General features: G+C 45.7%; 22 protein-coding genes and 1 pseudogene. 12 read left to right on the top strand and 11 right to left on the bottom strand.

All coding sequences use genetic code 11. The features are described 5' to 3' along the window. Positions 1–542, bottom strand: a pseudogene (locus QUA97_RS16895) (photosystem II D2 protein (photosystem q(a) protein)); the annotation flags it as partial. A 477-nt stretch (positions 543–1,019) separates the two neighbouring features. Here QUA97_RS16895 and QUA97_RS16890 point away from each other — a divergent pair. Further along, positions 1,020–1,292, top strand: a complete 273-nt coding sequence (locus tag QUA97_RS16890) for a hypothetical protein (RefSeq protein WP_194012426.1) — start codon at positions 1,020–1,022, stop codon at positions 1,290–1,292. Next, complete coding sequence (locus QUA97_RS16885) at positions 1,289–1,987, top strand: energy-coupling factor ABC transporter ATP-binding protein (protein ID WP_194071251.1); 699 nt, start codon at positions 1,289–1,291, stop codon at positions 1,985–1,987. The genes QUA97_RS16890 and QUA97_RS16885 overlap by 4 nt, the downstream gene beginning before the upstream one ends. A gap of 99 nt (positions 1,988–2,086) precedes the next feature. Here the strand turns inward: QUA97_RS16885 and QUA97_RS16880 are convergent, their stop codons facing one another. Continuing rightward, positions 2,087–2,878 carry a DUF4058 family protein gene (locus QUA97_RS16880; protein ID WP_194071250.1) on the bottom strand — a complete coding sequence of 264 codons (792 nt, stop codon included), beginning with the start codon at positions 2,876–2,878 and terminating at the stop codon, positions 2,087–2,089. Between the two features lie 237 nt (positions 2,879–3,115). Further along, positions 3,116–3,358, bottom strand: coding sequence for a hypothetical protein (locus QUA97_RS16875; RefSeq protein WP_194071249.1), 243 nt, complete (start codon positions 3,356–3,358; stop codon positions 3,116–3,118). Positions 3,359–3,482: 124 nt separating this feature from the next. Here QUA97_RS16875 and QUA97_RS16870 point away from each other — a divergent pair, with 124 nt between their 5' ends. Then, a complete protein-coding gene (locus tag QUA97_RS16870) occupies positions 3,483–3,695 on the top strand; it encodes a helix-turn-helix domain-containing protein (RefSeq protein ID WP_194063647.1) in 213 nt (70 codons plus the stop codon). A gap of 574 nt (positions 3,696–4,269) precedes the next feature. On the opposite strand, the gene QUA97_RS16860 is transcribed toward QUA97_RS16870, so the two are convergent. The 4 genes from QUA97_RS16860 to QUA97_RS16845 all read right to left on the bottom strand — a co-directional run bounded on the left by QUA97_RS16860 (position 4,270) and on the right by QUA97_RS16845 (position 7,076). Continuing rightward, the gene (locus QUA97_RS16860) at positions 4,270–4,641 is read right to left on the bottom strand and encodes a hypothetical protein (protein WP_333195271.1); all 372 of its coding nucleotides are present in this window, start codon (positions 4,639–4,641) and stop codon (positions 4,270–4,272) included. An 84-nt stretch (positions 4,642–4,725) separates the two neighbouring features. Continuing rightward, positions 4,726–5,226 (bottom strand): DUF6887 family protein, encoded by a 501-nt coding sequence (locus tag QUA97_RS16855; protein ID WP_194066763.1) that lies wholly within the window; start codon positions 5,224–5,226, stop codon positions 4,726–4,728. Further along, a complete protein-coding gene (locus tag QUA97_RS16850; protein ID WP_228049850.1) occupies positions 5,210–5,557 on the bottom strand; it encodes a DUF6888 family protein in 348 nt (115 codons plus the stop codon). Before QUA97_RS16850 ends, QUA97_RS16855 begins: the two co-directional genes overlap by 17 nt. A 10-nt stretch (positions 5,558–5,567) precedes the next feature. After that, complete coding sequence (locus QUA97_RS16845) at positions 5,568–7,076, bottom strand: UbiD family decarboxylase (protein WP_333195270.1); 1,509 nt, start codon at positions 7,074–7,076, stop codon at positions 5,568–5,570. 334 nt (positions 7,077–7,410) lie between these two features. On the opposite strand from QUA97_RS16845, the gene pstS reads away from it, so the two are divergent. The 6 genes from pstS (at position 7,411) to QUA97_RS16815 (ending at position 14,508) form a co-directional block, all read left to right on the top strand. Beyond that, positions 7,411–8,439, top strand: coding sequence for a phosphate ABC transporter substrate-binding protein PstS (gene pstS / locus QUA97_RS16840; protein WP_333195269.1), 1,029 nt, complete (start codon positions 7,411–7,413; stop codon positions 8,437–8,439). A 277-nt stretch (positions 8,440–8,716) separates the two neighbouring features. Beyond that, positions 8,717–9,718, top strand: a complete 1,002-nt coding sequence (gene pstC / locus QUA97_RS16835) for a phosphate ABC transporter permease subunit PstC (protein ID WP_333195268.1) — start codon at positions 8,717–8,719, stop codon at positions 9,716–9,718. A 70-nt stretch (positions 9,719–9,788) separates the two neighbouring features. After that, positions 9,789–10,769 carry a phosphate ABC transporter permease PstA gene (pstA, locus tag QUA97_RS16830; RefSeq protein WP_333195267.1) on the top strand — a complete coding sequence of 327 codons (981 nt, stop codon included), beginning with the start codon at positions 9,789–9,791 and terminating at the stop codon, positions 10,767–10,769. Positions 10,770–10,825: 56 nt separating this feature from the next. Further along, entirely contained in the window at positions 10,826–11,677 is an 852-nt protein-coding gene (pstB, locus tag QUA97_RS16825; RefSeq protein ID WP_333195266.1) for a phosphate ABC transporter ATP-binding protein PstB, read from the top strand. 122 nt (positions 11,678–11,799) lie between these two features. Beyond that, positions 11,800–13,071 (top strand): APC family permease, encoded by a 1,272-nt coding sequence (locus QUA97_RS16820; protein WP_333195265.1) that lies wholly within the window; start codon positions 11,800–11,802, stop codon positions 13,069–13,071. A gap of 42 nt (positions 13,072–13,113) precedes the next feature. Continuing rightward, a complete protein-coding gene (locus QUA97_RS16815; RefSeq protein ID WP_194066757.1) occupies positions 13,114–14,508 on the top strand; it encodes an NYN domain-containing protein in 1,395 nt (464 codons plus the stop codon). Between the two features lie 147 nt (positions 14,509–14,655). On the opposite strand, the gene QUA97_RS16810 is transcribed toward QUA97_RS16815, so the two are convergent. Next, complete coding sequence (locus tag QUA97_RS16810) at positions 14,656–14,844, bottom strand: hypothetical protein (RefSeq protein ID WP_333195264.1); 189 nt, start codon at positions 14,842–14,844, stop codon at positions 14,656–14,658. A gap of 31 nt (positions 14,845–14,875) precedes the next feature. On the opposite strand from QUA97_RS16810, the gene QUA97_RS16805 reads away from it, so the two are divergent. Continuing rightward, positions 14,876–15,583: an SDR family oxidoreductase gene (locus QUA97_RS16805; protein WP_333195263.1), complete on the top strand. Its 708-nt coding sequence runs from the start codon at positions 14,876–14,878 to the stop codon at positions 15,581–15,583. Between the two features lie 423 nt (positions 15,584–16,006). Next, positions 16,007–17,068, top strand: coding sequence for a 4-hydroxyphenylpyruvate dioxygenase (gene hppD / locus QUA97_RS16800; RefSeq protein ID WP_333195262.1), 1,062 nt, complete (start codon positions 16,007–16,009; stop codon positions 17,066–17,068). 20 nt (positions 17,069–17,088) lie between these two features. On the opposite strand, the gene QUA97_RS16795 is transcribed toward hppD, so the two are convergent. Both QUA97_RS16795 and QUA97_RS16790 read right to left on the bottom strand, forming a co-directional pair. Then, a complete protein-coding gene (locus QUA97_RS16795) occupies positions 17,089–17,622 on the bottom strand; it encodes a GNAT family N-acetyltransferase (RefSeq protein WP_194066753.1) in 534 nt (177 codons plus the stop codon). Beyond that, a complete protein-coding gene (locus QUA97_RS16790) occupies positions 17,603–18,925 on the bottom strand; it encodes a diguanylate cyclase (RefSeq protein ID WP_333195261.1) in 1,323 nt (440 codons plus the stop codon). The genes QUA97_RS16795 and QUA97_RS16790 overlap by 20 nt, the downstream gene beginning before the upstream one ends. A 321-nt stretch (positions 18,926–19,246) precedes the next feature. On the opposite strand from QUA97_RS16790, the gene QUA97_RS16785 reads away from it, so the two are divergent. Then, entirely contained in the window at positions 19,247–19,930 is a 684-nt protein-coding gene (locus QUA97_RS16785; protein WP_194066752.1) for an HAD family hydrolase, read from the top strand. Between the two features lie 146 nt (positions 19,931–20,076). On the opposite strand, the gene QUA97_RS16780 is transcribed toward QUA97_RS16785, so the two are convergent. Then, positions 20,077–20,685 carry a CPP1-like family protein gene (locus QUA97_RS16780; RefSeq protein WP_194066751.1) on the bottom strand — a complete coding sequence of 203 codons (609 nt, stop codon included), beginning with the start codon at positions 20,683–20,685 and terminating at the stop codon, positions 20,077–20,079. Between the last annotated feature and the right edge of the window lie 439 nt (positions 20,686–21,124).

Below are 21,124 nucleotides of genomic sequence, written 5' to 3'. Positions count from 1 at the left end.
AAGCGGAAAATTGCTGCTACGCCGAAACTAGGGGCGAAGAACCAACCTGATTGACCCAAGGGGTAAAGCAGGAACACAGACACAAACACGGCAATCGGGCCGGTGAATGCCAGGGCGTTGTAGGGACGGATGCCGACTAAACGGGCGATTTCGAGTTGACGCAGGCAAAACCCGATCAAAGCGAAGGCACCGTGGAGGCCGACGAAGGTCCACAACCCGCCGAGTTGGAACCAGCGGGTTAAGTCCCACTGTGCTTCCGGGCCCCACAAGAACAGCAGGGAGTGTCCGAGGCTGTTGGCTGGGGTGGATACTGCGACGGTGAGGAAGTTGGCTCCTTCGAGGTAGGAGCTTGCCAAACCGTGGGTGTACCAGGATGTGACGAAGGTGGTGCCGGTCAGCCAGCCACCGATGGATAGGTAGGCGCAGGGAAATAGCAGGATGCCAGACCAGCCTACGAAGACGAAGCGATCGCGCTTGAGCCAGTCGTCGAGTACATCAAAGATGCCTCTTTCGGTCTGGGCGCGTCCGACTGCGATTGTCATTTACGCAAATCTCCAAATAGATATAATTACAACGGATTTTTCTCTAATCATCAGTCTGCTACCGTTGCCTCTGCTTAGCAGAAAACAAGTAGGATTATGAACAGAGTTTACTTTTCTTTACCGTATTCACAATTATAAAGGTAATTCTTTACAAAAGCAAGTCTTTCTTAAATAACTTCGGGATTTTGACTTGTCCTCGGAAGTTCTCGAAGTTCTCGAATCAACCGGGAATGGGAGCATCTAGGGCTTGGCAAAAAGCATTTTTTTATTTTAGTGCTGTCCTCCTACAGCGCTGGTTATAGGAGCTCGAAGAGTTCGTGAGGGCACGCTAAAATGCTGGCGCGCAAATGCTCCCGCGCCCTGCTGGGCGCACACTCACGAGCATTGGGCTACAGAAACTGGGTGTTTTCTACACAATACTTCGTTACATCTATATATACTGAGGAGAGAGTTCCAAACTTAGGTTTTTAAGACTATATGTTCAGCATTGACATGATTGTGAAGAACACGCCCGTCTCGCTGTCGGTGCAGCGGAAGCTAGCCGAGGACGCTGAGGCTGTTTACCAGCAGGTTGTAGAAGCGATTCGCAACTCGCAACCGCAAATTTTGGAACTCACTTGCGAGAAAAATCCTGAGAAAAAGGTAGCTGTGCTCAGCAGCGAGATTTCTGGGGTGGTGATTTCTCAGAAATCGGGGGCGGCTTCTTCAGGTAGGGCTCCCGGTTTTGTCTCGATGACATTAGGAGAATGAGGGCTGGGGGTGTTGGTGCCGGTATGGGCCAGTCAGCGGTTGCTGTGCGGGATTTGGGTTTTTGCTGGCCGTCGGGCGATCGAGTTTTGCAAGGTTGCTCTCTGGATGTACCAAAGGGCGAGTTTTGGATGCTTTTGGGTACTAACGGTAGTGGCAAATCTACGCTGCTGAGGCTGATGGCTGGGCTGCTGCACCCCCAGTCGGGCGAAATTGATCTGGGCGGGCGTGTGGGTTTTGTGTTCCAAAACCCGGATCACCAGTTGGTGATGCCGACGGTGGGTGCTGATGTGGCTTTTGGTTTGGTGGAGGAAAAGCTTTCTAATCTTCAGGTGCGCGAGAGGGTGGCTGAGGCTTTGGAGGCTGTGAATTTGCTGGATTTGCAGCGGCGGCCGATTTATGCTTTGAGTGGGGGCCAGAAGCAGCGAATTGCCCTTGCTGGGGCGATCGCCCGTCACTGCGAAATTCTGCTGTTGGATGAACCGACGGCTTTGTTAGATCCTGATTCTCAGTTGGATTTGGTGGTGGCGGTGCAGCGGTTGGTGAAAAATCGCGGGATTACTGCTTTGTGGGTGACTCACCGTTTGGATGAGTTGAATTATTGTGATGGGGCTTTTTTGTTGGAAAAGGGCCAAGTTGTCGATCGGGGAGATCCGGCGCGTTTGAAGCAGCGGTTGATGCAAAGCCAAGATGTTTAGCTGTTAAGCAATTGTTGAATTAAGTTACTCGGCGATTGAAATCGCTTCTACAGAAACGAAGTCTGCCTCTGCAGACTAAAAGCATAGCTGCACGCCCAATTAATCTCGCAATCCCCGATCGCGCAACCAAGCATCTGCCCAAATTGTATCGGCCTCTGACAGCGCTGGTATGACTTCCCAGTTGCGATAATCTATCTTCAGGTCGTAACTTGCTATGTCGTAAATTTGAGTGAATAATTCCTGCAAATTTATGACTGGTTCGGTGTCGCCCGATCGCAGCGGTAAAGGAAAGGCAGGCATCGAATTTTGCAGGTTAAAAGCATACAAATCAGCTCTAGGACGGCGATTTCCCCGACACACCAAAACGCTATAGTGACTATCAATGTTGTTTTCAAGAATTGGCATTTTTCGACCGCGCCGCAATAAATCTATTTCTATTAAATGAGTGCGACTACCTAAAATTTCTTCTCGCTTTTCTTCGTACATTTGTCGCCCTTTGCCTGTTCGCTTATTCGTAGGCGAGAGAATTTCAATTACTGTTATCAATTCTTTTTCCCCCCTTTCTCTAATTTCTAAATAAGCTTCTCGAAGCGTGTAAGGTATGGGAAGAGTTACTGTGAATGGTTGTGTAGGCGGTGCTGCAACTGCTACGTTTGATGCTATTGTTTCTGTTGCAGTTGGTGGCTGCATTACAGTTACGTCGGGAATGCCAATGACTGATAAATCGTCGTCAGCCGTTTCATAGATTCTCACTTCCAGCGACACTAAATACTTAGGACGCAGTTGGGGAGATAAAAACCTGAAAATTTCACTAATCAGCAAGTTATGCATCCCAGGCCAGAGTTCGGGATGCTCTAAATACGGGTCCATACCGGGAAAGGGAGATGGCATTGATTTGACTCCTTGACTCAAGTCTATTTATAGTTTAGCAATACTTTTCTGGCGCGAATGGCTTGCCAACAGATTTTAGGGCATAGCTTTGCTTGTTGCAAATGATGACTGAAGGCTCGATCCACCTTTTGCAATAATAGGTTCGATCGCACATCTTGCACTTATTGCCATATTCCGTCGGGGGTTTAAACCGCTGCCGGAATATGGCAACAAATGCAAGATATCAGTTCGATCGCATTAACGTTCGATCGCCAATTGCATCGGAATTGGAACGCTGTTTTCATCTAAGACAGACACCGCATTTACGAATACAATTGTATGCGGGACTGCGGGCATTAAGCGGCGCAGTGCTTTGAGGTAAGATTCGGCATCTCGGCGACGGGCGAAACGGGCGACTGTTAACCGCTGACAGTTTGGGAGGTGGCGAATTATGCACCAAGGTTGAAGTCGATCGCGATAAGTGACTTGTTTTGGTATCATAGGAAAATCCTTCCCACTTTTGTGGGTGGTGAATGAAAGGCGATCGCTCTAGATTTCTCAGGTCACGGGGCGATCGCTGTATCTGTATATTAAAAGATATGAGCATAGCTTCTGTCAAGCATAAATGGGATTAATTCGGTTGCGAGTTCGAGAACTAGCTGAGGAAAAGGGTTGGACGCTGAAAGAAGTCTCTGACAGAACGGGAATTCCCTACAGCACGGTTAAAAAATACGCCCAAGCTCCCAAAATGGCAACGGTGGACTATACGGCTTTGCAGAAACTTGCTGAAGTCTTCGATGTGATGGTGGAAGACTTGGTTGAGGTTTTGGAACGGTAAACTGATTTGTCAGCGGGAAGATGGGTCTAATTCGATTGCGGGTTCGAGAACTAGCCGAAGAGAAGGGTTGGACGTTGAAAGAAGTTTCTGAGCGATCGGGCATTCCTTAACACTACCGTTAGAAGTTATGCGTATTCTTCCAAGTCCGTCGGGGGTTGAAAACCCCCGCCTCAAAGCTAAAGTCGTCTAAAGACGACTGAAGGGGCGATCGATCAGAGCTTCAATCCTTTTTTTTAAATTTTTAATCAATCATTTCTTCAGTCCAATTCAGTGGACTTTCGCTTTGAGGCTCTTGTTGAAACAAGAGCCGGAATCGGGCAACAAATGCAAGATACAGCATATTCCATGTATATGTGGTACACACAATCTTGTGAGATCGCCCGTGTAAGGTGCGTCGCCCACGGGCGATCTGCAAGTTTTATCAAATATGAAGCAGATCCGCACCTGGAGGATTAACACCACATAATATAGCGGCTACTGTACTTCCAAGCAATTTAAGTCGCTCGGTAATTGAAATCGCTCAGCTACTTGTGTTTTAAGTCAAAAATGGGTATTAATTAATCTATCGGAGAAGCTATTTCTGATGTGAAGGCATCTCTATGTGGTATTCTTTTTTGCCTTCTTTTCTTGTTAAAATGAGTGAATTAATGTGTGTCAAAGCAATTGGAAAAGGCTCTTGATGAGACTCGCATAAAGTGCCGATAATCGTGACCAAATCTTCATAGGGTGGCCCACCAATATATGGTGGTACTTTATTTAATAATTGTTCCTTCAACTTTATTGGTTGCTCAATAAGTATTGATTCACGATGTATTTGACTGAATAAAATATTTGCAAAATCTGTTGACAAAAACCCCAGCTCGCCGTAAAGGATAAGATATCCTGCAACCTCTACTTTAGTGCCTAACAAATTAATTTGATTTAAAATTATTTCACCAACTTTCATTATTTTTTTGAGAATAGGCGTTACAGCGCGAAGACTCGGTAAAAACCCGGTTTCTCTGACGCAGTGCGTAAGTCCCGATCGCACTCAATTCGATCGCAAATCTTCAAAATCGCCAAAATCCTCAATTCTTTGCTGAATTGCCAAAAGTGCGCTCGGCATTGCCAGTTTTGATGAAAACTCGCTGGTTGATGCTAAAAATTGGGCGATCGCACCTATCAGATCCTCAAGTTCTTGTTCTAATTTTTGTTGTAACTTTGATTCTACTTCTAATTCTATTTTATCTCTAAGTTTTTCTTCAATCTCTTGTTCTAATTTGTGGCGTAAATTCTCCGACTGTGCTTTTTTCCTTTGTTGTTGTTTTTCGCGATCGATTTCAACTCTTTTCTTAATTGCTTCCTCAGCGATGCGAATATTTTCAGCAATAGGTACACCTTCAGGAGTAGTCATCGGCCCGTACCATGTCGCTTGTGAATCTGGGGGATTGCGACGACCAAAAAAGACCCGAATCGCTTCATCATCATCCCGATGCGATAGCACGTAAGCTTTTAATTCGACTCTGCTCATTTCATCAAAGTTCGGTTTCATCCAAAAACCTCCAAAGTCCATTACTAGATACGATTACTTCCAGCTCATCACTTACGAAAATATATACTTCTCTGGTTTGAGCATTAAAACGGAATAGTTGAATATCTCGGTAGTAGCTAGAGAACATCTGGCAGACGCGCAGACAGGCTTGGGCTTGTTCGTCAGTAGGATTAATCGATCGTTCCTCAATTGTGGCACAAACTTTAGGATATAATAATAACTTTGTATGGTGCGTCGCTGGGAGATTTGCGAGTTTATTGAGAGATTGTGGATGGCGACGCACCCTACGGTATATACTGCCGTGTCCTCCTCCCCGCCCCGGACACGGCAATGCCGTTTCCCTACCTCATCTCGTACCCAAACAAATTCGGATCGACTTCTCCCAAATTCAAATCGGCCAAACCATACTCAGCCCAACGCCTTTCTACCATCGCCGCCACATCCGGATCGGACTCCAAAACTTCCCCCCATTCGTGATCGGTTTCCGGCGGCATCTTCGTAGTAGCATCAATCCCCATTCTGCCGCCCAAACCAATCTTTTCACTGGCAAAATCTAACGTGTCAAAGGGCGTATTTGGCAGAATAAATACATCTCGAACTGGATCGACTTTAGAACTAATTGCCCAAACTACTTGACGCGGGTCGCGAATGTTGATACTTTTATCCACAACAATCACAAACTTAGTGTAAGTAAACTGCGGTAATGCACTCCAAAATGCTAAAGCAGCCCGACGCGCTTGACCGGGATAGGCTTTATCGATCGAGATAATTGCTGCTTTATAACTCAGCGCTTCCATTGGTAAGAAGAAATCGACAATTTCCGATACTTGCTGCCGCAAAATAGGGGTATAAATGCGGTTAAGCGCGATCGCCATCATTGCTTCTTCTTTCGGCGGCCGCCCGCTAAATGTCGTTAGATAAATCGGGTCTTTGCGGTGCGTCATGCAGTTGAATCGCACCAGCGGCGAATCTTCCACGCCGCCGTAATAACCCATGTGATCCCCAAAGGGCCCGTCGGGCAGAACTTCCCCCGGTGTAATCGTTCCTTCTAACACGATTTCCGAGTCCGCCGGTACTTCCAAATCTACGGTTTTGCACTTCGCTAAACTCACGCCGGAACCGCCGTAAAGTCCCGCAAATAACCATTCCGATAAATCTACAGGAATTGGCGTTGCTGCGGCGAGGATGATTAAAGGATCGACTCCCAGGGCGATCGCAACTTCCAACTTTTTACCAGCCTGCGCCGCTTTCCGCAAGTGCCGCGCGCCTCCCCGGACAGATAACCAGTGGACAGTCATCGTGTTTTTTGACTGCAACTGCAAGCGATAAACCCCGACATTCGGCGTGCCGGTTTCGCAATCCTTGGTAATTACTAAACCCAGGGTGATAATTTTGCCCGCATCTCCCGGATAGGGGCGAATCATCGGGATTTTGTTCAAATCCAGCCCTTCTCCCTCAATTACCACTTGCTGACAAGCTGGGAAAAAGTCGCGGCCTGGTTTGGCTTTCACTACGTCAAACAGGACTTTGCCGAATTCTATGGCTTGGGATATCTTTTTCGGCGGTTTTGGCTGTTGTAGCATTCCCAATTTTTTGCCGAGCTCTTCTAGTTCGATCGGCTTTTCCATGTTCATCGCCCAGCAAACCCGTTCTTCCGTGCCCAACAGGTTAATCGCCACGGGGAATTCTGCCCCTTTGACGTTTTCAAACAAAAGTCCGGGCCCGCCCTTGATTAGCATTTGGTTGGAAATTTCGGCAATTTCGAGGTCGGAATCGACTAAGGCGCTAATTCGGCGCAGTTGTCCCCTTTCTTCTAGGAGTTTCAGGAATCCCCGCAAGTCTCTAGCCATTGTTGTTAAAGAAATGTTAAGTGTCCCTACTATTATGTGGCGATCGGGGGATGGAGTGCGGGGTGGGGGCGATCGCCCGATCGCTAAATAAATTTCTATTCTTATCGTTACTCTATGATTTGGTATTTCTCTGATTCATCAAAACTTGACTTTAGCTAATTTTTATTTGCAATACTCTTAACCATAATTTAAACAAAGCTTATTCTATTATTATTTAATCTACTGTTAACCAAAATTTAAAACAAGCTTATTCTATTAAATCCCTTTCCTTGGGGATTTCAGTCTATCCTAGGTCGTAGATTTGCAAAGTCGGCTATTAATGGAGAGGAGGAATATGAATTTTTTCACAGGACGTTGGCGACGTAGTTTTATAGTGACACTAGCAGCAGCAGCATTTTCGCTCTCGTTGATTACTTCTGCTGTAGCTGCGGTAACACTAAACGGTTCGGGAGCAACTTTCCCTAAACCTCTTTACGATCGCTACTTCTCTCAGATGAGAAGGGCAAATCAAATTACTGTAAACTACGAAGGAACTGGCAGTGGTGCTGGTATCAAAGCATTAATTGCAGGCACTGTTGATTTCGCAGGCAGCGACGCGCTGATGACGGCGGCGCAAATAGCCGAAGTAAAGCGCGGCGTCATGGCGGTTCCGACTGCTGGCGGCGCTGTTGCAGTTGTCTACAACTTGCCCGGAGTGACCAATCTGAGGCTAAATAACGATGCGATGAAAGGCATCTTTGAAGGTAAAATTACCCGCTGGAATGATGCGAAAATAGCCGGAATTTCTGGACAAGCTAAAAATTTGCCAAATACTCCCATTCGAGTAGCTGTACGCGCAGACAGCAGCGGTACAACCTTTATTTTTTCTAACCACTTGCAGGCGATCGGCAGCAGCGTCAAAGCAGCCGCTCAGCCGAGTTGGCCCGGAAGCCCTGTCAGCGGCCAAGGAAACCCCGGCGTAGCTGGTTTGGTGAAAAATACAGCGGGTGCGATCGGCTACGTTCAAGATACTTATGCTCGGCAAAACAATCTCCAAACAGCATTTATTCAAAATAAAGCTGGTAGGTTTGTAGATCCTAGTTTGTCTGAAGCAGAAAAAGCTTTGGCAGGGGAAACATTCCCCGCAGACTTCCGCTTAGTAGAAGGCAATCCTAACGACGGTTATCCGATTGTTGGTTTGACTTGGCTGTTAATCTACAAACAGTATCCTGCTGCGAAAGCAGAGGCTATTAAAAAGATGGTTAATTGGGTGATGACTACAGGTCAAGGTATTAACAAACAGCTAGAGTATACTCAAATTCCGACCGCTACAGCTCAAAAGGTGATTCAAACAGTTAATCAGAGTGTGGTTGCCAGAGGTTAATTTGGGCGATCGCACGGGGTTATGAGTTAAGCTGAGCCGCATCTAAATTTTAGATTCCTCTGGCTCCTCTTTAGCTCCTCGATCCCCCCTAACCCCCCTTCTTAAGGGGGAAGAGCATTCTTGCGTCACCCTTAAAAAGGGGGAAGAGCATTCAAAGTCCCCCGACCTAAGGGGGATTTAGGGGGATCGAGACTTCGATACAAAGTGCACCCTACCAGCGCATTATAATTACTCGTCTTTCAAGCAAATATTTCACTGTTTACGCAGTAACTAGGGTATGACCAATCTTTCAAAGAAACCGAACAAATTGACTCAGCAACCGGCAGAAATAAACACAGCACTAGATTTGACAGATACTGCTGGTGAAGGTCTATGGATGGAGTCAGGATTTACACTATTTGTATGGGCTTTTGCCTTAGCGACAGCGGGCACTTTATTTTGGATGAGTGCGGTAATTTTTAAAGATGCTTGGCCTGCTATTAGCAAATTTGGACTCTCCTTCTTGTGGAATCCCAAGTGGGATATCGGCGAGTTGCAGTTTGGGGCTTTGCCGTTTATTTACGGTACTGTAATTAGTTCTGCGATCGGCATAATCATCGCACTTCCTTTAGGGCTGTCAGTAGCTATAGTTACTAGCGAGAACTTCTTACCCGTTTGGGTGCGATCGCCCTTGGGATTCATGGTTGAATTAATCTCGGCTATTCCCAGCGTGATAGTTGGCCTGTGGGGAATCTTTGTTTTGATTCCCTTTTTGTTGCCATTACAGCAGTCATTGTTCGATAATTTCAGTTGGTTTCCCCTGTTCAGCAGCGAACCTTTAGGCCCCGGAATGCTGCCGGCCGGAATACTGTTATCGATTATGATTTTGCCAACAGTAGCCGCCATCAGCCGCGATGTATTGATGTCAGTTCCAGTAGATTTGCGAAGTGCTTCCATGTCCCTCGGTGCCACCCGCTGGGAAACGATATTTAAGCTGTTATTACCAGCAGCTAGTTCAGGAATTATCGGCGCCACCATCTTAGCCTTGGGACGCGCTTTAGGAGAAACAATGGCCGTCACAATGGTGATTGGCAACTCGATTCAAATCAATCCATCCCTGCTCGCTCCCAGCTACTCAATTCCTGCTGTTTTGGCGAGTCAATTTCGGGAAGCTCTCGAACCGCTGCACATCGGCGCTTTGATGTATTTAGCCCTAATTTTATTTGCGATCACGTTGTTGGTAAATGCGATCGCAGTATTGTTAGTTCAGCTAATTGGGGTCAAGAAAGCTAAAACTTAACATCATCAAAAGCAATTTGGTTACAAGCCCCCGGACTTATCCGCTGGATTAATCTAAAATCTCAAATCCCATGACTCAAGTAAAAAAATCAAACAGTATTCTGGATGCAGAAATCAACAATCCCCTGTCGCTAAGCCGAAATTTTTTCAGCCGGGGGATGACAGTTATCGCTTTCGCTCTGACAGCTCTGGCCCTGCTCCCTTTGTTTGCTATCTTATACAAAATCCTGGGAGAAGGACTCACACATTTGAGCTGGGAAGTGCTAGTGTCTCTACCAGCACCCGTTGGAGTTGAAGACCAGCCCAACGGCTTTGCAAATGCGATTCTTGGGACAGGTTTAATGGTAGGAATTGCTACGTTATTTAGTGTTCCAATCGGCGTAATGACGGGAATATTTTTTTCCGAGTTTGGTAGAGAAAACAAAGCGCTCGCCAATAGTATCCGCTTTATCACTGTTATTCTCAGCAGCGTTCCCTCAATCGTAGTTGGTGTCTTTTCCTACGCCCTAATTGTCGTTACCACCAAAGCATTTTCAGCATTAGCAGGCGGTTTTGCCCTCGGCATCATCATGCTTCCAGTTGTTGCTCTGACAACAGAACAAGCATTAAAATTAGTGCCTACTTCTTACCGCCTCGCTTCTGCTGGTTTGGGAGGCGGACGCTTTCAAACGATGTTTCGGATTATTATTCCCTCAGCACTCCCAACTATTACCACAGGTGTTTTACTCGCTGCTTCCCGGGCTGCCGGCGAAACCGCACCGCTGATTGTAACGGCGTTGTCGAGTCAATTTTGGCCTCCTTTAGTTGATAAATTGGGCGAAATAATGCAGTCCCCCATAGGTGCAGAAACTATCTCAAAACTCAAAGAAATTCCCGATACACTGCTGACTCCGACTCCTTCTATGTCGGTATTAATATATAGCTACGCCAGCTCTCCTTACAAGGAGCAGAACGAATTGGCGTGGACTGCTGCCTCTGTCCTTTTGGCCATGGTTTTGATTGCTAGCGTCGCATCCCGTACAGTAACTCGGAAACGCTGGCAAAATCGATAAATCAATAACTCAAGTGCATTTATCAGTCAAATATTAACACTATAACTAGGCAAATAATGAAACCTAAAGCTAACTTGAAATCCGCCAACTCTACAGATCAATTCCTAGACGATACCACCCCGGAAATTGACCCCAATGCAATGCCAGCACTGCGAGTTCAGGACTTGAGTTTTTATTACGGAACTCAAAAAGTATTAGAAAATTTATCGATAAATATCCCTCACCCACAAGTTACTGCTATTATTGGCCCTTCTGGTTGCGGAAAATCTACTTTTCTCAAAGCTCTCAACCGTATTGGTGAATTGGAGGGAAAAGTTCAAGTTAAAGGAAGAGTAGAGTTTTTTGGACAGGATATTTATAGCCAGAAAGTAAACATTAATAGTTTGCGCCGCCAAATTGGGATGGTGTTTCAAAGACCAAATCCTTTTCCGCTGAGCATCTACGATAATATTGCTTACGGGGTGAGGATTTTCGGTCGCAAAAGCCAAGCAGAATTAGATGAAATTGTGGAATCTGCACTGAAAAGTGCGGCGCTTTGGAATGAAGTCAAAGACGATTTGAAGAAGTCTGCTCAGGGGATTTCGGGGGGACAGCAGCAGCGACTTTGTATTGCTCGCGCTTTGGCTGTGCAGCCAAAAATTTTGCTGATGGATGAACCTTGTTCTGCTCTAGATCCGATTTCAACGATGAAGATTGAGGAGTTGTTTCAGACTCTGCGGCAGCAGTTAACTGTTGTGATTGTGACGCACAATATGCAGCAGGCTGCTCGCGTTTCTGATTACACGGCTTTTTTTAATACTGATGAAAGTCGCATCGGCCGCCTGGTTGAATTTGGCCCCACAAGTAAGATTTTTACTTCTGCGGGCAATTCGAGTACGAGGGATTACATTCAAGGTCGTTTCGGTTAATACCAAAGTTCTTTTTTAGGTTTGTAGTTGCGCTGAAGCGCAACTACAAACCTGTTTCAACGTGACAAAAGCTTTAGTCCTGCTAATATCAGTATGGCACTGAACAGAAAACCGCTATAGTTATGTCTTTACCACTGCTTAAGCGAGAATTGGGTGTTTTCGGCGCAACTCTCATGGGCCTGGGCTCAATCCTCGGTACCGGAGTATTTGTGAGTATCGGCATTGCGGCGGAAGTTGCTGGGCCGGGAGTGATTTTGGCTGTGGGTATCGCTGCTTTGGTTGCTGTTTGCAATGGCCTGAATAGCGCTCAATTGGCAGCAAATCATCCTGTTAGCGGCGGTACTTATGAATATGGTTACAAATATCTCAATCCTTGGCTGGGTTTTACAGCCGGCTGGATGTTTCTTTTAGCTAAAACGGCTTCGGCTGCTACTGCTGCTTTGGGTTTTGCGGGGTATTTTTTAAATGCCGTTGGTGTAGCCGATCGCACTTACCTGATCCTAACAGCTTTGGTCGCCCTCGCCGCCCTCACTCTGCTTGTATTAACGGGAATTAGGCGATCGAATATTGCCAATACTGTCACAGTCTCAGTTACACTCTTATCTCTGACTGTCTTTATCGCTGCAGGTTTACCAGAAATCAGATGGGAAATAGCCACTGTACAAAATGATAGTTCGATCGGCTCCATCCTCCAGGCCACCGCCCTGATGTTTGTCGCTTATAGCGGTTACGCCCGCATCACCACAATGAGCGAGGAAGTGCGGGAACCGAGGGAAACCATTCCCAAAGCCATAATTTTCACTTTGGTGCTGACAATGCTGCTTTACGTGGGGGTAGCAATAGTTGTCGCAGGCGCGGGGGGAGCAGATAAATTGTCCCTGCAAACAGACAGCACGGCTGCACCTTTGGAAGTCCTCGCCCGCAGTTTCCCCACTCCGGGAGTTTCTCAACTGCTAGCCGTCGGGGCAATTACTGCCATGCTGGGAGTATTGCTGAACTTAATTTTAGGCTTGTCGCGCGTCTGGCTGGCGATGGGGCGGCGGCTGGATGTGCCCAGAGTCTTGGCGCGGCTGAATCCCTCGGGCACAACGCCCTATGTGGCTGTGGTATTTGTCGAAATTACGATCGCACTTTTAATTTTAGTCGGCGATGTCAAAACCACTTGGTCATTCAGTGCCTTTAGCGTTTTGATCTACTACGCTATCACCAACCTCGCAGCGCTGCAACTTTCCCCCGCCCAAAGGCTTTACCCGCAGTGGCTGGCTTGGGTTGGATTGGCTGCGTGTCTGTTTCTGGCTTTTTGGGTGGAGAGGCAAATTTGGCTGACTGGGTTGGCGTTAATTGCAGCAGGTTGGATTTGGCGGGCGATCGTCCGGCCGCCGACAAGAAACTAACATTATGATAGATTGAGACACCATCCCGCATTGTAGAGGGCCATGCCCGATCGAACTTCCTTCCTAGCCACTCAAGAATCAGTCGCATTCAGCGCCATCAGTCGCTATATCGCTCAAACACTAATTACCATTCAGGAACAACATCCCGAATGGATAGCTGAAAAATACAGGAAAACCCCCTGGGCCAAACCTGATTTTCAGTCAGTTTTGATTGAAAAATTGACCAAAAGTTTCCAAGTAGCCAGCGATACCAAATCCCTGCTGCAGACTGCGAAAAAATATCTCCAAATTCTGCTGATTCCAGAATTCATTAATTCATCTCAATTCAGCAAAATATTTGCCCAAATTCAGCAGCTAGCCACAGCCCCATCACAAAACTCAGTTTCCCCAAAACCTCCAAATCCCACCGCAAACCAAACACATTCGCTTCCTGTCGGCATAGCCATCTTGCTGCTAGATGTCGAAAACTTGCAACTCACCATCGAAACCGAAAAATTCCTAGAAGGAATTTGCCACTATCCCATCCAAATCAAAGTAGCCTTTGCCAACTGGCGCAGCATGGGCAAAAAAGATACCGAATTTCACCAGCGCGGCTATCAACTGATTCACGTCCCCCCCGGTAAAGACAGCGCCGACTTAAAAATGGCAACAGTAGGCGCATCAATTTTCGTACATTATCCCACAGCAAAAGAGATTTTTGTCTGTTCGTCCGATCGCGCCCTCACCCACCTCAGCAATACACTACAAGCCCACGGATTAACCGTATTTCAAGTCCGCAAGCAAATAGATCAAATCATAGTTTTAAACAGTAAAACCGGACAAGTGGAAACCCATTCCCTCGTGACTTTACCCGAAATAACACCCGTAGAACAATTAGTTATTCAGCTAAAAGAATTAATCAAAAAAGAGCAAAAGCTCACCTCAACCCAGTGGATTAAGATTTCCACAATTTCAGCTTTATTTACAGAAAATTACGGTTTAGTCCTAAATCAAATAGTTGCCCAGCATCTCTTAGGAACTAAAACCAGAGATATATTTCTCAAATATCCCACCGATTTTGTTCTTCACAAACCCTCAGAAAAATCTCAAACTTATGTCACTCTCTTTGAAGTTAAATCACCCCCCCCACCGCCCATACTTAACAAAGAAAATGTGAATCACACCCAAACAGCACCGACCAGCTTAACCAATATTAATTCTCTCGAAGACTTGGAAAAAGCTATAGTCAAAATAGTTAGCGACTTAACCGACAACTCTCCTCAAAATTCTGTATTTCTCTCCAATGTAGGCAGCGAATTTCACAGACAATACGGCAAACAAATTACCCAAACAATTAAAGAATTTAATTTTGGCAGAAAACTCCCTAACTTTTTGCAATCATGCACTTCTCTCAAGCTAAAAAAAAGCGAAAAAGGCTGGCAAGTTTCCCTAAATTAATTATTGGTTATTGGTTATTGGTTATTGGTTATTGGTTATTGGTTATTTGTTATTGGTTATTGGTTATTTGTTATTGGTTATTGGTTATTGGTTATTTGTTATTGGTTATTGGTTATTGGTTATTGGTTATTTGTTATTGGTTATTTGTTATTGGTTATTGGTTCCCCAATTTCCAATTTCCAATCCCTCCGCTTCGCTCCGCCCAATTCCCCATCCCTCCGCTTCGCTCCGCCCAATTCCCAATTCCCAATTCCCAATTCCCAATTCCCAATTCCCAATTCCCAATTCCCAATTCCCAATTCCCAATTCCCAATACCCAATAACTTGAGTTATCATACAATCTGGACGTAAAGAAATGTAAAGGGATATGCAGGACAAAGTTGTGGTTGTGGTGGGTGCGACTGGCGGCATCGGTTCAGCAGTAGCCCGCAAACTCGCCGATGCGGGTGCGACGCTAGTGCTCGCCGCCAGAGACAGCAGTAAATTAGATGCTTTAGCAAGCGAACTTTCAACAACAGAGGTACTGTGCGTACCTACAGACATCACCGACTTGTCGCAAGTCGAGACGCTGATGCAAAAAACTGTCGAACATTTCGGACAAATTGATGCCCTCATAAACGCCGCCGGTGCCGGAATTCTCAAGCAGTGGAACAAGTTAGAACCCGCTGATTTAGATGCGATGCTTGACTTGAACTTGAAAGGCAGTTTTTACACATCTCAAGCCGCCGCGAATGTGATGAAAGAGCGCAAATCCGGTCACATCTGCAATGTCATCGGGATTTTGGGCAAGCATTCGATGGCGATGGGAACTGCTTATTGTGCTTCAAAGTTTGGAGTAGTTGGTTTTAGCAAGTGCATGGCAGATGAGCTGCGCCGCTACGGCATTAAATTTACACTATTCTATTTTGGTGGGGTGGATTCTCAGTTTTGGGATAATGTGAGTTTGAAGGTAGACCGCTCAAAAATGCTGAGTACCGAAACCGCTGCAAATGCGATTATGTTTGCTCTTTCATCTGACCCGCAAGCTGTGCCGCTGGAGATTAATATTCAGCCGGAAAGTCATTTATTTTTCTAGTAGTTTGTAGGGTGCGCCGAGGCGCACCGATTCAGTTTGTATGATATTCTTATCGCACCGATTGACCCCAAAACAAGTACAATCCCAGCCTTAATTCATAGATTCTCCCAACATTTTAGACACAACTTCAATGTTCCAGATTCATCTGTGGAGTAAAGCTAAAATCTAAACTCTAAAATCTACTGGGCTAAGGCAGTGCCACCAAACTCAAGTTATCCCAGACACCTATTTTTTTTTAAGTGCCGATGTATTTATACCTTGAGAGAGAGTTATAATATTCAATCTTGAGGTTATTATTAGTAGCGCGCACGAGAAAAATATGAAAAATATGAAAAATATCCATTACTCTGTCCCTATCTTGCAGTTTTCCACTGAAAATCAGCCGATTTTCCCTTCCTCAGTTTCCATTTTCAATTATTGATTATGGAATTCGATCGCATTCTGTTTTACGTTGAAAATGCTAAAGTATCCCGCGACTGGTTTGTCAGCCACTTAGGCTTTAAATCAATCGCAGGTTCTTCCAACAGCCACACTAGCACTGAATCTGTCAGCAGCGGTAATGTATGTTTTGTTTTATCTTCACCCCTGACACCCGCTAGTCCCGCCGCTAGTTGGTTGAAGTTTCATCCTCCCGGAATTGCCGATGTGGGTCTTCGGGTAAAAAATATCGAATTAGCAGTAGCTAGAGCGGCTGCAGCAGGCGCTCAAATTCTGGAACCGATTCAAAAGAACCTAACAGCAGCAGGCTGTTTTAAACTGGCAAAAATCGCTGGTTGGGGAGATTTAAGCCACACGCTGGTTGAGCCAATAGAAGAAAATTTAGCGCTACCCGCTTCTGGTAAGCTGTCGCTGTTTACCTTAATCGACCACGTAGTTTTAAATGTTGAATCGGGCGATTTGTCAAGTGCTGTTAGTTGGTATCAAAAAATATTAGGTTTTACGCCGCAGCAAAATTTTGACATTAAGACTGAAAATTCGGCCTTGCGAAGCCAAGTGATGATGCACGCTGAAGGTGGGGCGCAATTCCCGATTAACGAACCGGCATCGACTAATTCTCAAATTCAAGAGTTTTTGAGTGCAAATCGGGGGTCAGGAATTCAGCACATGGCTTTACAAACTGCTAATATTGTAGGGGTTGTTACCGATTTGCGATCGCGCGGTTTGCCTTTTCTGCCAGTTCCTTTAACATATTACTCCGAATTGCAACAGCGGCAAAACTATCTGCCCGCAGATTGGCGAGCAATTGCAGAGTCTCAAGTTTTGGCAGATTGGCAAGAAGATGCTCCCGCAGCAATGCTGTTGCAAATCTTTACCCAGCCAATTTTTGACGAACCGACTTTCTTTTTCGAGATTATTGAGCGCCGAGTTTCTTTAGTTAACGGCAAACAGGTGCAAGCTGGAGGTTTTGGGGCTGGCAATTTTCGAGCTTTGTTTGAGGCAATCGAACGGGAACAAATGAAGAGGGGAAGTTTAATCGATGATTGATAAAAATGCCAATTTACGGCTCATGCAGGCCTGTTTGTCAGCACTGCGATATCAGTCCACCCGTAGGCAATTTCCTTGACAGCAACTCCTGCTTTATTTGTTTGGTGTTCGTCCACTTTTTCACCTCCCAAAAATTCATAAAATTTGCAGGCTGAATTGTCTCCCAGTACCCAAACCAGCATCGAATTCAAATTTAATTCTGCCAATTTTGTAGCAACTTTTTTCACAAGTTGCTGTCCGATTCCCTGACGCTGATATTCCTCCAAAATATAAATAGCAAATAATTCTCCTTGATAAACATATTTGCCAGTACGCTCGCAGCCGCCCGCAGCAAAACCCACAATTTGCCCGGATTCATTCTCAGCAACGCAGACAAAATCCCCAGTATTTTTGACGTTTGACAGGATTTCTTGCCAGTTGTTTTCTCGTTTTTGATATGACAGTTGCGCGAGGTAATCCGCTGGTAAAAATTTTCGGTAAGCTGTCCGCCAAGTGTCTAGATTGACTCGGGCAATTGCAGGTGCGTCAGCAATTTTAGCTTCTCTCACGATCATCAGAAAATACTCCTTTCGGGCCCTGAAATTCTTGATTGTATTCTAAGCAAACTATGCGATCGCGCCCTTCTAGTTTAGCTCGATACAGCGCGCGATCGGCTTCTCCAATTAACCCCTCAATCGATAAACCGACAGCAGGCACAACATTAGTGACTCCGATACTGAGAGTCACAAACTTACTTACCTTGGAATCAGCATGAAGAATTTCCGCAGCATTCAAATCGCTGCGAATTGATTCAGCTACCCGCATAGCTCCCTTAACCTCAGTCCGCGACAAAATTACCGCAAATTCTTCGCCACCGTAGCGGGCAGATAAATCGCCTCCCCGCCTAGCATTTTTCTCTAAAATTTTAGCTACTTTTTTTAAACATTCGTCGCCTCTTTGATGCCCGTAGCGATCGTTGTAAAGTTTGAAAAAATCGATATCCAGCAAAAGCAAAGACAGTGGCGCTGTCTCTCTAGCCATCCGCTGCCACTCCGATTTTAATGCTTTGTCAAAACTGCGACGGTTAGCAATCTGAGTCAAACCATCAATAGATGCGAGTTCTTGCAATGTTTGGTTAGCAGCTTCTAACTCTAATTTCGCCTGTTCTAAAGCTAAGTTTTGCTGGGCTAATTCTTCGCTTTGCCGTTTTTCTTGCTCGTACAAAAATCGGATTGAAGCTTCGGCTTCTTGCAGTTCTTTCTCTGCATATTTGCGCTTGACAAACTGCCCTAATTGAGAACCGACAGCAGCCATCATCTCAAGCAAATCTTCATCGAGAGGCTGTTTTTCCTGGCAGAAAAAAGTCATTACCCCTACCACTTGACGGCTGGCGCGAATCGGGAACCCAAAAGCCGATCGCAATCCTGCTTTGGCTGCTAAGTGCGATCGCACACAATTGCGATCTTTGAGAATATCCGTAATCCATTGCGGAAAACCAGTGTTCCAAACTATTCCCGGTAAACCCGCACTAGGCTCTAGATTAATCTGCTGGCAATTTTCCACAAACTCCCCAACTTCAGTCCCCCTGCGCCAAACTCCCACTCGCACCAAAAAAGGAATATTTTCAATAACATTATCTGGTGCAGCCAACAAAAAAGGTATTTTGTCGCGACTATTTTCCGCATCAAATTTACTCTCTTTTTCATCCACAGGCGTCCAAAGCTCGCCAATATCCCATCCCAAACTTTCACAAATAGCTTGGAAAATTTTCGGAGTGGCGCTCTCTAAAGAACCCGCTTCTGACATAATACGAGCTACTGCATACTGTGCTGCTTGACGTTTTTTTATCCGCTGTTCCTCAGTGATATCCCTACCCACGCCGAATATGAGTTATAGCAAATGTTTTGAACAAGCATTTAAGCTCATCCTGAACTAAGCGGTTAATAGCTATAATGATTAATTAAATAAGCGATTTGCATTATTTATATTGCAGTTTTCAATTGTAGACTTCCCGATATTACTAACAACTCTTAGAGTTGAGGATTGGTACAATTCAATTCAACTATTGCCTTTAATTAGCGCCATTGTTCTACACTTTACCTCCCCTGGGTATTGGTGTCAAGTTTGGCAAATAACCTGTTACCTGGAAGTGATATAATATTGAACAATTTGTATAAAAACTGGAAAATATTCTGCTAAATGCTGAGACTTATTACTGACTTTGACGGCCCGATTATGGACGTGTCCGATCGCTATTACCGAGTTTACCAGCAGTGTCTGGCCGAGACTCAGCGTGAGGGTCAAGCAGTGCGCGAACTCACCTTAGCCGAGTTTTGGGACATGAAACGGGCGCGGGTTCCTGAAACCGAAATCGCCCTCCTCTCAGGATTAGACGCAGATCAAGCTGTCGATTTTGCCCTGAAACGCCGTCAAACTGTCCACACTCTCCCTTTTCTGATGTACGATCGACCCGCTCGGGGTGCAGTAGAAACTTTAGAGAAGTTGCAGCGCGCTGGAGTAGACTTAACGGTGATGACCATGCGCCGCGTCAGGGAACTAGACGAAGCCTTCACCCGCTGCAATTTGGCGCAGTTTTTCCCAGAAAACCGCCGCTATTGTCTCCCCAACGATTACATCAAAACTGGGGATGTGAAGGATAAGCCCCTGCTGATGGCTAGAGCTCTGGCCCAACTGCCACCGGCTTCTGATTTTTGGATGGTGGGGGATACCGAGGCCGATATTGTAGCAGCAAAAACCCACGGTGTCAAGGTAATTGGTGTTTTGTGCGGAATTCGCGATCGCACCCAATTAGAAATGCACCAACCGGATTTTATTGCTAATAATTTGAGCGAAGCAGTTGAGATGATTTTAGGTAGTCATTAGTTATTGGTTATTAGTTATTGGTTATTGGTTATTGGTTACTGGCTCTTAATTGTTGTTAGTTGTTATTAAGAATCAACAAATAACACTGAAGAACTAGGAACCAACAAATCACAAATAACTAATCACAAATAACCACTAACTACTGACTATCGCAAAAAACTGCTGACGAGCCACAGAGTTAAAAACGTAAACAAAGCAATCAGTTTCTCTGTTGAGACAAATGCTGTACTGAGCAAAGGGCCGAAAACACCTCCCAGCACCAGGCCTAAAACCAAGCCGGCCACAGTCAGCAGCACGGCCCGACCAAATTTTTGTTCCTTGCGATTAAGAAAATAAAGACAAGAGCCGACTCCAAGAGCCAGAGTCAACTGTAGCAAAGAATCATTAGCCGGATAAATACTCAGTCCGCCCAAGGCCACATAAACCCCAGCCGGCCACAAAATGTCCGATCGACTAGGAGTATCGATTAGTCGCTGCAACCAAGCAGGACTCCCCGACGGAGTAGACGGAGTAAAGCTTGCGGGTGGGGGAGTCAGCCGATCGGGAAAGCGGATGCCTTCGGGCACTTTAATTTTACCTTCCTGTCGCTGTCGCAAGCGATCCATGAGAATCGCGTCATAAGCAGCTTCGATCGATTCCAAACGTTTCTTGTCGCCGCTGTGCTGCTGGGCTTGACGGGTGCGGGCCTCTTGCACTTCATCAAAGGAAGCATCTTCATCGACTTCAAGCAGTTGATAGGGAGTTGGCTCACTCATAAAACTTGTTGGTATGCGGAAAACTCAGCGTCTTTAGACCTGAGAGGGATGCGAGCGGGCGGTGTTAACCGCCGTGGTTTGAAAGTGTAGGATGATATCCTAAACCATTGGCGTCAATTTAAGTTTAAAAACCTTTGTTTCTCTCGTTTATAGCTGAGTCTCGATCCCCTCCTAATCTCCATTAAGAATGGGAGTAGGGTTGATGCAAGAGCGCTTTTTGTCCTCCCAAATAGTCGGGTGGCCAGGGGAGGTTCTAGGTTTTAATCGTCAGATAGTATACCTGTACTGCATTTGACTTGGTTGTTGACACCAATGATGGTTAACCTTGCGGTCGCTAAGCATTTTTTATCCACCAGTGCTCGGTCATTAAATTTAATAACCCGCTGAAGGCTCTCGTTAAAAATAGTGCAATTTTAACAAGAGAGGAAAGCCGCGCCGC

The organism is Microcoleus sp. CZ3-B2 (assembly GCF_036705055.1).
Lineage (GTDB): Bacteria > Cyanobacteriota > Cyanobacteriia > Cyanobacteriales > Microcoleaceae > Microcoleus.
This window is presented reverse-complemented; position numbering and strand designations above follow the sequence as displayed.